Genomic DNA, 15,251 nt, shown 5'->3' with positions numbered 1-15,251 from the left:
AACCATGGAAAATAAAAACATTAAAGCAGAGGCGATGGTTTTTGAACAAGTTCAGCAGCCATTTAAGCGTGTTATGCTGAATTTGCCAGAAATAGAAATTGGGGAAGTATTGGTTAAAATAAAATATACGACCATTTGTACCAGTGACTTACATACTTATTACGGTAGACGAGTATCTCCTCAACCTTCGGTTTTGGGACATGAAATTATAGGGGAAGTAGTAGTTACCGGTAAGGGGGGGGTAAACGATTACTATGGTGATACTTTGAAACAAGGGGATTTGGTGACTTGGTCAGTATACGCTTTTGATGAGGAGGATGATATGGCAATTAAAGGGATACCTCAAAAATCACAAGGATTGTACAAATACGGTCATCGTAAAATGGAGGATGACGATGTTCTAAACGGCGGATTTGCATCACATTGTTTACTGAAAAAAGGAACTGCTATTTTCAAGCTGCCAGAACATTTGAGTTATAGTGAATTGGCTCCTTTAAACTGCACGCATGCCACTATTGCAGGTGCTTTAAGATTGGCGGGTAATTTAGAAGGTAAAAATGTATTGGTAATTGGGGCCGGTATGTTGGGAATATCTGCTTGTGCTATGAGTAGAGAGGCTGGGACAAAAGAGGTATTTGCCATGGATATTGTAAGCGATCGTTTACAGAGAGCCTATCTATTTGGGATAAACAAATCTATCTCCGGAGAATCTAGTTCTCAAGAAATTAAAAATGATCTTAATTTCTATGGTGGTATTGATGTGGTGATTGACACTACAGGAGTGGCATCTGCTATGGAAAAAGGATTAGAAGTATTGAACATTGGGGGGATTGCTGTTTGGGTTGGAGCCGTTTATAGCGAACGCCATACACAAGTCAATGCCGAGATGATTGTAAGGAACTTAATTACAATAAAAGGGCTTCATAATTATATCCCTCAAGATTTGGGGTATGCTATAGATTTTTTAGCCAAATCTAGAGACAAATACCCTTTTAGCGAATTGGTTGGTGAGGACTTTGCGTTGGGTATGTTAGGCCAAGCCTTTAATTGTGCTCATAGTGGTAAGCATTACAGGGTAGGTGTAATTCAAGATTGACATTTTTTTCGTTCTTTTGCTCAAAAGAACAATATGGACGACTTCTTAATTGGAATTGGGAAGCGCATAAAAGCGATCCGTAATAAACAACAGATAACCATTAGTGCACTAGCAGCTAATGCCGGCGTGAGTAATGGTTTGATTTCTAGGATTGAAAATGGACGAACTATTCCGTCTTTACCGGTTTTGTTAGAGTTAATAAGAGCCTTGGAGGTCGATGCCAGTACCTTTTTTGAAGGCGTTGAGAATAAAGCGGGGGCAAAGTATATTCTTCTAAAAAAAGAAGATCAGCAATATTTGGAGAAAGAGATAGAGGCAGAAGGGTTTACCTATCATCATATCTTTAGCAAGAGTTTAAATGCTGTAGGTTTTGAAGCTGTCATGCTAACGGTATCTCCCAACTCTAAGAGAGATATGGTTACAACAGACGCATGGGAATTTAAATATGTGTTAAGCGGAACTTGCGTTTATCAAATTGAAGAGGAAGAGGTTGAGGTAAATGCCGGAGATTCTCTGTATTTTAATGGGAGACTGCCACATGTACCAGTAAATAGAAGTACAGAAGACTGCACAATGCTTGTTTTATATTTTTATTCAGAAAATGATTAAGCCCGAACCAATAAATTGGCCAGGCTTAATCTAAACACAATGTAATCGAGATTAACCAACTATAATCTTATCTATAGTAGCTAAGGAATCTATGATATAATCGGGGCTTGCATTTTCAAGTTGTTCTTTGGTTTGTGCACCGGATAAAACACCAACGGTTATGCCACAGTTTGCGTTTTTTCCCTCTTCGATATCTATGGCAGAGTCTCCAGCTTTTAAAACCTCTGCGGAATCTGTTATGTCAAAAGTTTTCATGGCCATTTCAATCATATCCGGATGCGGGCGACCGTTAACTACATCGTCGGCAGTTATTAAAAGGTCGTAATGCTCTTCTTTGTTCCATCTTAATTTTTCTAATAGATTATTGGCTACCACACTGTTGTAGCCCGTGTTTAGGACAACCTTTACACCATTGGCTCGTAGCTGGAGCATTTGGTTTTCTACACCATCAATCGGTGTCACGTTAAGGTGTTTATAGGCGTCTTCCAACATCATTTTAAAGGTCTGGAAAATGGGATGAGCATCTGTCTTAGCGTCTCCGTTTAATGATGTAAGCACGTCCTTGATGGCTTGAAGTTTTTCCTTGCCGGCACCATTCTCCAGTACCGTTTCAAGTGAAACCTTCGTGCCATGTTCGTTGATGGCTTTATGAAGGGTTTTGTAAACCACGTTGTTCTCGTTTACTGTGGTTCCCGCCATATCAAAAACCACCATTTTTATCTTTGTCATTTGCTTATAATATATTAATCATTAAAAATTTTGTGTATACTTTCCTTGGAATACCCTGCGCTTCCCGTCATTCCTTTTCCTCCAATACCAGTTACAATATGGACATTATCGCTTATGCGATGCTCGAAAATGTCTTTTGATTTACATTGGGAATAAAATCCAGCCCAACGGTTTTGGATGTTGTAGTTCGGTAAATCAATAATTTTTTTAGCCTCTTCAATCATAAAATTATCTATGTCCATATTTAGGTCGAATCCTAAGCTGTCTGCTTCTGAGGCATTGGCATATTCATGAGAGTCGCCAATGATTACCGAGCCATCAGCAGCTTGTTTGAACAGGATGTGAATGCCATATTTTTTCCCAAAGCTTTTAGCGTCTTCGTAGCTTTTAATTTCGGCATAGGAAGGGCATTCTTCGAAGGCTTCATATCTCCTAATTGTCAAACCGGTTAAAATAGATCCCTTTAAAGAATAGTTGGTTTGGGGTTTTGTTTGGAGCATTTGAAGCTTGGAAACAACTAAATCACTATTGTAGTAAGTGTCTGGGTAGAGTGTCTTAAAATCACTTCCGTTACAGATAATAACTTTAGATGCTTTAAATTCAGAGCCATCAGCTGAAGTGACTACCACAGATTCACCATTCTCTTGGGTGTTTATTGCTGTAGTATTTGGGAAATATTTCAGTCCAAGTTCTTTGATCATAAATGTTCTAAGTTTATGAATCATTGTTCTAGGTTCTATGGTAACTTCTTCGGGGAAAAAAAGGCCGGCTTTAATGTATTCCTGTTTTAATCCAGGGTATTTGTTTAAGCATTGTTGCTTTGTTAATATAACGGATTGATAGTCGTTTGAGCGATTGATTTGGTTTAGCTCCTCAATCAATTGAACTTCCTCCTCATTTGAAGCTATATATATAGTGCCGTTTTGTTTTAAGCTGATATCAAATTGTTCTTGAATTTGTTTATAGATATCAAGGCTTTTCCTTCCGTAGTTTTGCCATTTTACATTCATTCCAGAGGGAACTACCTGGCCAAAATTACGGACAGTTGCTCCATGTGGCTGGTTGTCCTTTTCAAGAAGTGCTACCGAATAGCCTTGTTTTAAAGCGTGGTAAGCATGAAAAGTTCCTAAAACGCCTCCTCCTACGATTATTAAGTCAAAAGTATGGTCCATTGTATTTTTTGATTTTACATTATATTAAGATGCTCCCCATGGAATTATGAGGAGCATTTAGTGTCAATAACAGTTACACTTAAATCTATTATGAGGTTGTTATTGGCTTATAAGGTGAATTTAACTCCAAAGCTTCCTTTAAGCCCGTAAAGTTCTACTTGAGCAGGTCTGTCTTCACTACTTCCATAATGATAAACTAGCGGCTGGTTTAAGATGTTGTTAAGATCTGTATAGAACATTAGATGCTTTCCAATACGGTAAGACGCTGAGAAATCCATAGTGTTGTACTTTCCGTAGTAAAAATCGTTAATGTCTTTATCACCAAACTCCATAGCATATTTTCCTTTATGGTTGAAGGCAATTCTAGCACTGAACTTGTCGTTGTCGTAGAATAACTGAGCGTTCATTATTTGATTAGCTTGGTAAGGTGTGGTCACTTTTCTACCTCCTGGCATAGTCATTTCCGAATCCATGAAAGTAGCATTAAGTTGCGTTCCGAAATGCTTAAGGAACCCTGGTAAGAAATCAAAGCGTTTGTTCAATCCTAGCTCTACACCGGCAATCCATGCATCCTGACCATTTTGAGATGTGGACATTTGTACATTTTCATGTCCATTATAAGTTCCAGTAAAACTGTTCTCGAAAATTGGGTCTGTGATTGATTTGTAGAATACTCCGGCATTAACCACGCCTACGTTCTTAAAGTAGTATTCACCTAAAAGGTCCAAGTTCCAAGAAAAAGTAGGGTTCAAATCTGGGTTGCCTCCTTTATATTCGTTATCGGCGGCTAAGTAAGTACCGCCTGGCGTAATATCTCCAAAGTTTGGTCTTGAGAAACTTCTGGTTGCTGCAAAACGAATGTTCATGTCTTCCTTAGGGGTATACTTAAGGTGTAACATAGGAAGAATTGCCCAGTAGTTTTTAGTGCTTTTTACTTTTTCCAATTCATCGTCAACATTAGCATAGCCAGATACGGTGGTGCTAGTGTGTGTAGCTCTAAGCCCGCCTAAAAGGGTTAGTTTGTCGGAAGCGTTGTAAGTACCCATACCGAAAGCAGAGGCGTGTGTTTCATCGGTATCAAAATTTCTTCCTAAACCAGATCCAAATTGTAGACCTTCTGAGTAGTCTTGAAGCACTAGGTTATTTTGGTTTTGGTCCATGAAAGCAGTCATTCCATCGGTTGATAATACACCGCCAAATATATTTGAAATAGGGGCGTTGATTTCTTGCATATATTCTGATCCCCCAGGTTGATTCACAACGTAATTCGACATATCCGATAAATAAGGTACTGACGAGTTGGAGCCCCACTCATAGAAGTCGTCTGAGAATAATGCTCTTCTGTCCTTATCCCTAAACTTACCGCCAAACTTAAGGGTAAGGTCATCGTTTATGTTGTGTTCATAGTTTACAGAAGCGATGATATTGTCGCGCTCCATTACACCTACTTGATAGTATTCCATGTCTGCAAACTGCATTTGTGTAGGATCCATTTGGAAGTTTGGATCACTAAAGTAATTGAATAGAGCGTCAGAATCATTAAAGTCTAAAACACCTCCGTCTGCTTTCCAGTAAGCTCTGTATCCATTTCCTTTGTCATCAACATATGCAGGATTAAAACCAATGCCGTCCTGTTTGTATTTAACAACGAAATAGGAGTTGTTGTCTTCATTAGGGACATCACCATACTTAAATTCGTTTCTGTTGGTTGAAAGTGCCCAGTCTAAAGTACTGTTCTTAAAGTCATGTTTACCTCCCAGTTCTGCCTGATAAAAATCAGTGATCAATATGTTGTAGATATTCTGTAATTCAACACGCCCATTTTGAGTGTTTGGGTTGTATTTATCAAAACGTACTCGGTGCTTATAATGTATTTCCTCATCATTCAAAGTTCCATACACACCTCTAGCAAATAGTTTATCTGTGCTAGAAGGGTTAAATTCTACTGCTGCATTCACGCCTGTAGTTTTTCTCTTTCCAGTATAGTCTCTTATTTCCATGCGATAAACCCCTTCATCACCAGCTCTTCTTGCTTCAAAGTTGTCTGATGCCCAATTTCTGTTCCAGTGGGAAGCATTTACAATGAACCCAAATTTTCCGTCTTTGGTACGGTCTCCATAAGTAATAGAGGCATCATAGATTTCCTTGCCGGATTTATCGTTGTAACCTCCACCTACGTTTACGTTCAAAGTTTTCTTGGCGGGAGATGTTTGGGTGATAAAGTTCACACCACCGGCAATTCCGTCTGCTTCCATATCAGGAGTAAAGGCTTTAGCTGCTTGAACATAGCTAATTAATTCAGAAGGGAAGAAGTCGAATTGGGTAGCTCTGGAAGTCGTTTCGTCTCCAGAGGTAGGCAATCTGTTTCCGTTGATGGTAGTAGATGCCCAGAAAGGAGGTAATCCACGCATGGATACATAACGACCCTCTCCTTGATCACGTTCTATCGACAACCCTTGGATGCGTTGTACTGTTTCTGCAGCGTTTCTGTCCGGTAATTTACCAATTCCATCTGCAGCAATTACGTTCATAATGCTCATGGATTTCTTCTGAATGTTCAAGGCGCGAGCCTCACTATTTCTTCGTGTGCCTCCCTGAACAAGAATTTCATTAAGTTCTTCTGATGATGCTTCCAAGCTAATCATACCTAGGTTTTTCTTTTCATCGGGCGCAAGAGTGACTTGTACGCTTTTAGTCTTAAAACCTATATATGAAATGTTAAGTATAACAGTTCCGGAAGGGAGTTGGTTGAGTGCAAAGTTACCGTCAAAATCGGTGGTTGTTCCTTTTGTAGATCCTTCTACAATAACTGAAGCTCCAGGTAAAGGGAAGCTTGAGTCGCTTACAGTCCCTGTGATGACTCCATTTTGGGCAGATAGGGTATTTACGTATGCTATACCCAAACACAATAATGCGAATAATGTTTTAGTGTTCATAATTTTGGTTTTACAAATATTAAAAATTGCATCGCAAATAAATGCCAATTTTTACTATTTGTAAATATTAAGGTGTTAAGATAGTTTTAACAAAAGGCACCAGAATTGTAATCTAAACATTATGATTGTTAATTGAATGTGTTGGATATATTTAGTTAATAGGAAGGGTTGAGGTTATTTACTCCGTTAAGTGAAATGATGGAGGCTTTTGAGTGTGTTTACAAATATTAAACTAATGCAACTTTTATGTGATGTAGAAATGAGCTGTAAAGGAAGGTTGTAAAGTAATATTAAAATAATCTAAGTTGTTTAGCTATGCTTTCATGGTTCAATAACCACTCTTTAAGTTGAAGGCCACCGGCATACCCTGTCAAACTGCCATCGCTGCCAATTACACGATGACAGGGAATAACTATCCAAATAGGGTTTTTGCCATTTGCTGCGGCGACTGCTCTTATTGCCTTAATATCTCCAAGCTTAGTTGCTAATTCGGCATAAGAAGTGGTTTTGCCAAAAGGAATATTTTGAAGAGCATCCCAAACCTTTTTTTGGAAGGTGGTGCCCTGTGGGTTAAGTTTTAGGTTGAAGGATTGTAAGTCGCCGTTAAAGTATTTTTCAAGTTGTCCGACCGCTTCTTGTAGCGAAGTCGGTATATTATTGCATGGTGAGGCTTCGTTGTCGTTAAACACTTTTATTGATTCAATGCCATGACTATCTCCTGTTATTTTGGCGACACCTAAAGGTGTTTTTACAAAGCAATGATTCATTACTTTTTATTGTTGTTGTCTTCAATAAGCCCCAATCTTTTAGCTCGGGCTTCCCAGCTTCTTCGAGCCAGCAATTGTAAGTCAGCAACGTTGTCACTTTCGTCCATAATTTCCATACCTAAAAGAGTTTCAATTACGTCTTCCATGGTAACCAATCCACTTGGTGTTCCGAATTCGTCAACGACCAACGCCATATGGTTTTTGCTTTCAACGAGTTTTTCAAAAAGTTCAGGAATGGCTAGTTTACGATTTACTATAATGATATTTCGTTTAACATCACTCAGGGGTTTCTTGCCATTGCCAAAGGCCATTTCCTTAAACACATCGTCCTTCAATACTAGTCCGGTGATGTTGTCAGGACTATCAGTGTAAATTGGTATTCTGGAAAAGCGAAGGTTGACGTTTTCTTTGAAAAAACTTTCAATAGTGGTCGTTTCATTTTCGGTTTTCATAACCGTTCTAGGGGTCATGATATCCTTAGCTTGCACTTCTTTAAAGGTTAACAGGTTTTTGATTACCTTACTTTCCGACTCTTGGAAAACACCTTCTTCATGAGCAATATCGGTCATGGCAATAAACCCTTCACGACTAATGTTGCTTACATGGCCTTTACCTCCGATGAGTTTTGTAGTAAGTTGTAAGAGCCATAATAGTCCTGTCCATTTTAAAGGAAAGATAAGCACGTTTAATGCTTTAGAGGTGAAGTTGGCCAATTGCCTCCAGTTGCTTGCGCCAATGGTTTTAGGTATAATCTCTGAGGCCACAAGTATTAAAACGGTCATGATAGTAGATACAATTCCCACCATGAGGTCTTCGGTAAGGGTAACGCCAAAAATTTTATGAGGGGTTGCGCCATAGAGTTCGGCATAGGCAACCTTAGCCTGCACCCCGACAAGAATAGCACCAACGGTATGGGCAACAGTGTTTAAAGTAAGAATGGCAATAAGTGGTTTGTCGACATCCTTTTTAAGGTTTTCCAAGGTGGTTGCGTATGCCTTGCCTTCTTTCTTCTTTAAGTTGATAAACGTAGGAGTAACACTTAAAAACACAGCTTCCAAAATGGAGCAAAGGAAAGAGAAAGAGATGGAAATTAGCGCATAAAATATGAGTAGGCCCATTAAAACTTTTAAGTGATTAGTTTTACTAAGTTACGAAATCAATTTCACAATGTCTTTGGCAAAATAAGAAGCTGTGATATCTGCACCGGCACGCTTTATAGCGGTAATTTGCTCTAGCATTACTGCATCGTGGTCCAACCAGCCTTTTTCGGCAGCGGCTTTTACCATGGCGTACTCTCCACTTACTTGGTAAACAGCTACAGGAACGTCAACTTCATTCTTTATTTCGCGAACAATATCCAAATAACATAGTCCTGGTTTTACCATAACAATATCGGCACCTTCATCGATGTCCATTTCCGTTTCACGGATGGCCTCAAAACGGTTGGCGGGATCCATTTGGTAGGTCTTTTTGTCTTTTGGAACATTTTGCATATCCACTGGAGCGGAATCTAACGCATCGCGAAACGGACCATAAAAAGCAGAGGCATATTTGGCGCTGTAGCTCATAATACCTGTATTGGTAAAACCTTCATCTTCCAAAGCCTCCCGAATGGAAAGAATGCGACCGTCCATCATATCGCTCGGGGCTACAAAATCGGCGCCAGCTTCGGCATGCGATACACTCATCTCTGCCAATACATCAACCGTCTCGTCATTAAGGATTTGACCGTCTTCAACAATACCGTCGTGACCATAAGATGAATAAGGGTCTAACGCCACATCGGTCATAACCAACATGTCTGGACATGCATTTTTAACGGTTTTGACGGCACGCTGCATTAACCCATTAGGATTTAAGGCTTCAGTGCCTTTATTGTCCTTTAGGTTGTCTGGTACTTTCACAAAAAGTAAAACAGACTTTAATCCCAAGTTCCAAAGCGATTTTACTTCTGTTTCCAAAATGTCAAGGCTATAGCGGAAGTAGTTTGGCATGGAGGCAATTTCTTCCTTAACGTTTTTGCCCTCTACAACAAAAAGAGGTACAAGAAAATCGTTAGGAGAAATTATGGTTTCACGTACCAAAGAGCGAATGGCCTCGTTGGTGCGTAGTCTGCGATTACGTTTTAGTGGGTACATATTTCGGTGCTAATGTATTTTTAGAAATTTTGATGTAAAATTAAAGCTTTATGTCTAATCTGATGTTTAATTCCCTTGAAGTTTCTCATTCACATCATCGGCGGTTTTAATTAGTTTTTTTGGGGCATTGAAACGATAGCCAAAATAGGCTTGGAAATAAAAAATATTGTCATTAAACCTTGTGTTGCCAGCTGCTTTGTGGTCTAAATAGATGTAATTGGAACTTATGCCGCCAAAATAGTTGTTGGAGTTGTAGGCAAGGGCGCCTCTTAAATTGAGCTCGTATAAAGCAGAGGTAATGGTGGTATCCTCGTCGATGGTGTGGTCAAACCCGAAGCCGGGTGCTACACCCCCTGATAATAAGAATTTCCTGTTAATGACCCAGTTGTAATAATAAGAGGGGGAAAGTGCAAAATCGTAGGAGTAGCTATCGCTATTAAAGCCGTCTTGTTTTAACTTGAATTTTGAGTAATAGAAGTAGGCTCTAGGGATAAAGCTCCCTGCGCTTTTTGTTTGCCACTCCTTATGGCCGGTAATGGATCTAAAAGAGAAATTGGGATTAAATATATAGGCTGTTGAGCCTCCTAACTTAAAGGAACTAATGCCAGGGAATGGTACTTCTGTTCCCTGAAAGTCTGCAACAAAACCTTTTTGGTCAAAAATATCAATGGACTGCATCCACTGTTTGTAATAAAACCTTAGATTGAGGTTGAAGAGTCTAGTGTCCTCGTTGTCCTTGTTTTCAGAAAGAAATCTTGGGGTAAAACTGAATGAGGCGTCTATGGCTCGAAACAATGCGGAAACCTTAATGTGGTCTCTTCTGTTGGGGGTAAGCCTATAATTGATGCCAAAATTATGGTCGCGCACCAAAAAGCTATTTGATGTATTGACGTATGCTAGGCTGGTGGAAATTTTGTTAGGGTAGGTTTCAATATAATCGTTGGGCAAAATGCTATCCTGTTGTGCGTTTATAGTGCAGTACAACAACAAGCATAGCCCTATTACGATTCGTTTTACACCCATGGAACTGGTTCCTGTAATACCTTGATTAGTTTTTCCTCTTCGCTACCACTTTCCGGTTGATGGTCGTAAACCCATTGTACGTGCGGTGGTAAGCTCATTAATATACTTTCTATACGACCGTTGGTTTTCAAACCAAATAGTGTGCCTTTGTCGTGAACCAGATTGAACTCTACATAACGACCGCGACGGATTTCCTGCCAGTTGCGTTGTTCATCCGTAAAAGGTAAGCCCTTTCGCTTTTCAACAATTGGGGTATATGCATCAAGGAAGCTATTGCCAACTTCAGTAACGAAATTGTACCAATCGTCCATGCTCATATCATCAGTAGCTTTGCAGTAATCGAAAAACAGACCCCCTACACCGCGAGCTTCGTTTCTGTGGGCATTCCAAAAATATTCGTCACAGCGTCCTTTATAGTTTTGGTAAAAGTCCGGATTGTGCTTATCGCAAGCTGTTTTGCATACTGTATGGAAGTGCTTGGCGTCTTCTTCAAAAAGATAATAAGGGGTTAAATCCTGTCCGCCACCAAACCATTGGTCTACAATATTTCCGTCCTTATCGTACATTTCAAAATAACGCCAGTTGGCATGTACAGTAGGAACCATTGGGTTTTTTGGGTGAATCACCAAGCTCAATCCACAGGCAAAGAAATCTACATCACCTACATTGAAGTAGGCTTGCATAGATTTGGGCAACTTTCCGTGAACACCAGAAATGTTCACACCACCTTTTTCAAATACATTGCCGTTTTCAATTACGCGAGTACGGCCACCACCGCCTTCTGGGCGATCCCAAAGGTCTTCATGGAATTTGGCTTTACCGTCAATTGCTTCTAGTTTAGAGGTAATGCGGTCTTGTAATTCGTGAATGTATTTGAAAAAGGTATCCTTGGTGTTCATTGTTTATGCGTTGTATTCTTTAACAGCGTCTATAAAGGCTTTGGCATGGTCTAGAGGTATGTTAGGTAAAATGCCATGACCTAAATTTACGATATATTTATCTTTACCAAAAGCATCGATCATCTCGTGAACCATTTTTTTAATGGTCGCAGGGGGACTCAACAATCTAGACGGATCGAAGTTTCCTTGAAGCGTTATATTTCCACCGGTAAGGTATCTTGCGTTTTGAGGAGAACATGTCCAATCTACACCCAATGCGGAAGCGCCCGATTTAGCCATTTCCTGAAGTGCAAACCAACAACCTTTACCAAAGGCAATTACAGGAGCATCATCTTTTAATGCCTCAATAATCTGATTAATGTATTTCCAAGAGAATTCTTGATAGTCGTTAGGAGAAAGCATGCCTCCCCAAGAATCGAATATCTGTACAGCGTCTACACCAGCCTCAACTTTAGCCTTAAGGTAAGCGATGGTCGTATCGGTAATCTTTTGTAATAACTGGTGGGCTGCTACCGGATTGGTAAAGCAGAATTCCTTGGCTTTATCAAAAGTCTTGCTTCCTTGACCTTGTACAACGTAGCAAAGGATAGTCCACGGTGAACCAGCAAAACCGATTAAAGGCACTTCGTTGTCAAGAAGTGCTTTGGTAGCTTTGATGGCTTCCATCACATAGTCCAATTCAACATTTACATCTGGAACGATAACCTCGTCTACTCCTTTTTGATCGCGTACCGGATTTGGTAGGTAAGGACCGAAGTTAGGTTTCATCTGTACTTCTATGTTCATGGCTTGAGGAATTACCAAAATGTCGGAAAACAAAATGGCAGCATCCATGCCATAACGGCGAATAGGTTGTACCGTGATTTCGCTCGCCAATTCTGGAGTGCGACAACGTGTAAAGAAGTCGTACTTTTCACGAATAGCGATGAATTCTGGTAAATAGCGACCTGCTTGACGCATCATCCAAACTGGAGGTCTGTCAACAGTTTCACCTTTTAATGCTCTTAAAAATAAATCGTTCTTAATCATATTTGTACAGTGTGTTTAACTACGGTTTCCAAAAGGTGTTCAACCGTTGGAGACGAAGCAATGATTATGTTCTTAGTATATGGTTCAACTGCTTTTGCTGTAGTGTTGCCAATACAATAAGCAGTTTCAGTTTTTATAATATTATTAGTGGTATAGGCTTCAATGCCACTTGGGCTGAAAAATAAAATACCATCGAACTTTTCTTCTATGGCTTGTGTGTTCAGTTCAGTGTTATAAACTGTAATTTCTTTAAGGTCAATGTTATTGCCGAAAAGAATGTCCGGCAATTCATCTCTTCTGATATTGCTGCAGAAAAAATGAAATGCTTTTCCTTTGTGCTTCTCGATAATAGTGTTCGCTAGTTGCTCGCCATAATTGTAGTGTTCAACTACATTGATGCCATTTTCTTTAAGAAAAGCTGCCGTTTTTCCGCCCACACAAAAACAATTGTTGATGGCAATGTTTTTGTCTAAAATTATTTTCGCTGCCCTTTGGCTGGCGATAATAGCATTTTCTATTAATTCGGTTGTTTCAAAAGAAACGGGATTAGTAGTAATGGCATTATATGCTTCCACTTGAATATTTGCCTGCGTCAATATTTGTTGTTGCTCAGGGGTTAATATTTTCGTGGAAAGTACTCGCATTATAAGGCCGCTTTAATCTCTTGCATTAATTCTTTTCCACCGTCATTAAGCAATACTTCTGCACAAGCGCGACCAAAGCCTTGATATTTAGCTAAATCTATTTTGCGATCAATTTCAAGTTTCTTGCGGCCATCAATTGAAAGTAAGTTTCCGGTGAATGAAATAGTATCGTTTTCCAAAGTTGCCAAAGCGCCAATAGGAGCTGTACAACCACCTTCAAGCACACGTAAAAACTCACGCTCTATATGGGTGCAGATATCGGTTGGCTTATGGTTTAATTTGGCGACTGCCTCGGTAGAAAAGTCATCTTTTTCCAAGGTGACCACAACCATGGCGCCTTGGGCAGGAGCTGGGGTCATCCAGTCTAAAACCGCATGGTTTTCAGGAAGAACTTCAATGCGTTCCAATCCGGCTTTGGCAAAAATTGCTGCATTCCAATTGGAGTCCTCTAATTTTTGAAGTCTTGTGATTACGTTTCCTCTAAGATCCTCTACTTTATGGCTTGGGTATTTGTTGAGCCATTGTGCTTTTCGTCTTAAACTACCAGTAGCAATTGTGCCATGTCCGTTTAAGAAGTCAAGCCCTTTATAAACTAAGATATCACGATTGTCGGCACGTTGAAGTACTGCTGTTTGACGTATACCCTGAGGTAATGCCGTAGGTACGTCTTTCATGCTGTGAACCGCAATGTCCACTGTGCCATTTAGCATGGCTACATCAAGGGTTTTAGTAAAAATACCAGTTATGCCCAGTTCGTATAGGGGCTTATCGAGAACTAAGTCGCCTGTAGATTTTACAGGGACCAATTCTGTTTTATATCCTAAATCTTCTAATTGCTGCTGAACCGTTTTGGCTTGCCACATAGCCAGCTGGCTATCGCGAGTACCAATTCTTATGCTTTTAGACATCGCTTTCTGGTTCTAATTGAAATACCTTTTGAATAAGATCTAAACTGTCATCTGTAGACATGTTGTTTTCTCTTAAATGGTATGCAAAGTGATTAGTGATTTTTTGGATGATATTGTTGCTTATCAATTCGGCGTGCTCTTCGTTGAAGTTGTCCAGTTTTTTTCGTTGGTTGCTCATTTCCGAATCCTTTAAGTCCATTAGCTTATGCTTTAAAGCCTTGATTGTAGGGGCAAACTTTCTTGTTGCTAACCACTCGTTGAATTCTTGTTTAATTTCCTCTATGATCTCCTCAGCCATTGGTATGTGTGCCTTACGCTTTTCTAGGGTCTCATCGGTAATCTGAGATAAATGGTCTAAATGGATCAAAGTAACATTGTCCAATTCGGTTACGTTAGGATTCACGTTTTTAGGAATAGAAAGATCCAAGATTAGCAAAGGTTTTTTGCTTTGAATCAATTGTTTGTCAACCGTAGGGTTTTGCGCTCCCGTTGCTACAATTACAATGTCTGATGCATTAATTTCTTCTTGTAAGTTAGCATAATCCTTAACCAGTACATTGAACTTTCCAGCTACTTTTTCGGCTTTGTCCTTAGTCCGGTTAATAAGAGTGATATGTTCGTTTTGGGTATGTTTAACAAGGTTTTCGCAGGTGTTACGACCTATCTTACCGGTACCGAACAACAAAATGTTCTTATTGGAAACATCCTCAATATTATTGAAGATGTAATGTACCGATGCAAACGATACCGAAGTAGCTCCAGAAGAGATGTCGGTTTCATTCTTAATACGTTTGCTAGCTTGGATAACAGCATTGACCAGGCGTTCTAAATAATTATTCAGTAAGCCTTTGCTTTTTGAAGTGACAGCACCAGCCTTAAGTTGGCTAATGATTTCGAAGTCTCCCAAAATCTGGCTATCCAAACCAGATCCGACTTTAAACATGTGGGAAACAGCTTCTTTGTTTTTATAGATGTAAGCTACTCTTTGAAATTCTTCTACTGTTCCTTTGGTGTTTTCGCAAAGCAGTTGAATAAGTTGAAAAGGGTGTTGGGCAAAACCGTAAATTTCGGTTCTGTTACATGTAGAAATGACAATAAGGCTGCCAATACCATTACTTTTGGCTTGGTCTAAAAGGTTTTCCTTAGCATTGTCGTTTAAACTAAAGTGTCCCCGAACGTCTGCATCCGCTTTCTTATAGCTCAATCCAATGGCGTAGAACGTGGCACTTTTATGCATTTGAGATTGCTCCATGATGTGTCTTGGAAATTCGGAAACAAAAATAGATAGCATTAATTTAAAA

The 15,251-nt window shown here is 39.6% G+C and carries 14 protein-coding genes; 2 read left to right on the top strand and 12 right to left on the bottom strand.

Annotated features, from left to right (window positions below):
• The first annotated feature begins 4 nt into the window (after nucleotides 1-4).
• Both PWU04_RS05665 and PWU04_RS05660 read left to right on the top strand, forming a co-directional pair.
• Nucleotides 5-1,096 carry a zinc-binding dehydrogenase gene (locus tag PWU04_RS05665; protein ID WP_274474897.1) on the top strand — a complete coding sequence of 364 codons (1,092 nt, stop codon included), beginning with the start codon at nucleotides 5-7 and terminating at the stop codon, nucleotides 1,094-1,096.
• Between the two features lie 33 nt (nucleotides 1,097-1,129).
• On the top strand, nucleotides 1,130-1,705 hold the full coding sequence (locus PWU04_RS05660) for a helix-turn-helix domain-containing protein (RefSeq protein ID WP_274474896.1): 576 nt from the start codon (nucleotides 1,130-1,132) through the stop codon (nucleotides 1,703-1,705).
• A 51-nt stretch (nucleotides 1,706-1,756) separates the two neighbouring features.
• Here the strand turns inward: PWU04_RS05660 and PWU04_RS05655 are convergent, their stop codons facing one another.
• From PWU04_RS05655 to hemA, 12 genes are all read right to left on the bottom strand, one after another.
• Entirely contained in the window at nucleotides 1,757-2,434 is a 678-nt protein-coding gene (locus tag PWU04_RS05655; protein ID WP_274474894.1) for a phosphonatase-like hydrolase, read from the bottom strand.
• Nucleotides 2,435-2,448: 14 nt separating this feature from the next.
• Nucleotides 2,449-3,606 carry a TIGR03364 family FAD-dependent oxidoreductase gene (locus PWU04_RS05650; protein ID WP_274474893.1) on the bottom strand — a complete coding sequence of 386 codons (1,158 nt, stop codon included), beginning with the start codon at nucleotides 3,604-3,606 and terminating at the stop codon, nucleotides 2,449-2,451.
• A 107-nt stretch (nucleotides 3,607-3,713) separates the two neighbouring features.
• Nucleotides 3,714-6,542, bottom strand: a complete 2,829-nt coding sequence (locus PWU04_RS05645; protein WP_274474892.1) for a TonB-dependent receptor — start codon at nucleotides 6,540-6,542, stop codon at nucleotides 3,714-3,716.
• 290 nt (nucleotides 6,543-6,832) lie between these two features.
• Nucleotides 6,833-7,309 carry a methylated-DNA--[protein]-cysteine S-methyltransferase gene (locus tag PWU04_RS05640; RefSeq protein ID WP_274474891.1) on the bottom strand — a complete coding sequence of 159 codons (477 nt, stop codon included), beginning with the start codon at nucleotides 7,307-7,309 and terminating at the stop codon, nucleotides 6,833-6,835.
• The gene (locus PWU04_RS05635; RefSeq protein WP_274474890.1) at nucleotides 7,309-8,427 is read right to left on the bottom strand and encodes a CNNM domain-containing protein; all 1,119 of its coding nucleotides are present in this window, start codon (nucleotides 8,425-8,427) and stop codon (nucleotides 7,309-7,311) included. Before PWU04_RS05635 ends, PWU04_RS05640 begins: the two co-directional genes overlap by 1 nt.
• 30 nt (nucleotides 8,428-8,457) lie before the next feature.
• On the bottom strand, nucleotides 8,458-9,447 hold the full coding sequence (gene hemB, locus PWU04_RS05630) for a porphobilinogen synthase (protein ID WP_274474889.1): 990 nt from the start codon (nucleotides 9,445-9,447) through the stop codon (nucleotides 8,458-8,460).
• Nucleotides 9,448-9,513: 66 nt separating this feature from the next.
• Complete coding sequence (locus tag PWU04_RS05625) at nucleotides 9,514-10,470, bottom strand: DUF4421 family protein (protein ID WP_274474887.1); 957 nt, start codon at nucleotides 10,468-10,470, stop codon at nucleotides 9,514-9,516.
• Nucleotides 10,461-11,369, bottom strand: a complete 909-nt coding sequence (gene hemF / locus PWU04_RS05620) for an oxygen-dependent coproporphyrinogen oxidase (RefSeq protein WP_274474886.1) — start codon at nucleotides 11,367-11,369, stop codon at nucleotides 10,461-10,463. The genes PWU04_RS05625 and hemF overlap by 10 nt, the downstream gene beginning before the upstream one ends.
• Before the next feature lie 3 nt (nucleotides 11,370-11,372).
• The gene (gene hemE / locus PWU04_RS05615; RefSeq protein ID WP_274474885.1) at nucleotides 11,373-12,398 is read right to left on the bottom strand and encodes a uroporphyrinogen decarboxylase; all 1,026 of its coding nucleotides are present in this window, start codon (nucleotides 12,396-12,398) and stop codon (nucleotides 11,373-11,375) included.
• Nucleotides 12,395-13,042 (bottom strand): uroporphyrinogen-III synthase, encoded by a 648-nt coding sequence (locus PWU04_RS05610; RefSeq protein WP_274474884.1) that lies wholly within the window; start codon nucleotides 13,040-13,042, stop codon nucleotides 12,395-12,397. Before PWU04_RS05610 ends, hemE begins: the two co-directional genes overlap by 4 nt.
• On the bottom strand, nucleotides 13,042-13,950 hold the full coding sequence (gene hemC, locus PWU04_RS05605; RefSeq protein ID WP_274474883.1) for a hydroxymethylbilane synthase: 909 nt from the start codon (nucleotides 13,948-13,950) through the stop codon (nucleotides 13,042-13,044). Before hemC ends, PWU04_RS05610 begins: the two co-directional genes overlap by 1 nt.
• Complete coding sequence (gene hemA / locus PWU04_RS05600) at nucleotides 13,943-15,202, bottom strand: glutamyl-tRNA reductase (protein WP_274475026.1); 1,260 nt, start codon at nucleotides 15,200-15,202, stop codon at nucleotides 13,943-13,945. The genes hemC and hemA overlap by 8 nt, the downstream gene beginning before the upstream one ends.
• Nucleotides 15,203-15,251: the final 49 nt, after the last annotated feature.

Origin of the sequence: Mangrovimonas aestuarii (genome assembly GCF_028767185.1) — a bacterium.
GTDB classification, from domain to species: domain Bacteria; phylum Bacteroidota; class Bacteroidia; order Flavobacteriales; family Flavobacteriaceae; genus Mangrovimonas_B; species Mangrovimonas_B aestuarii.
Note: the sequence above shows the minus strand (reverse complement) of the source record. Positions and strands in the feature narration are given on the sequence as shown.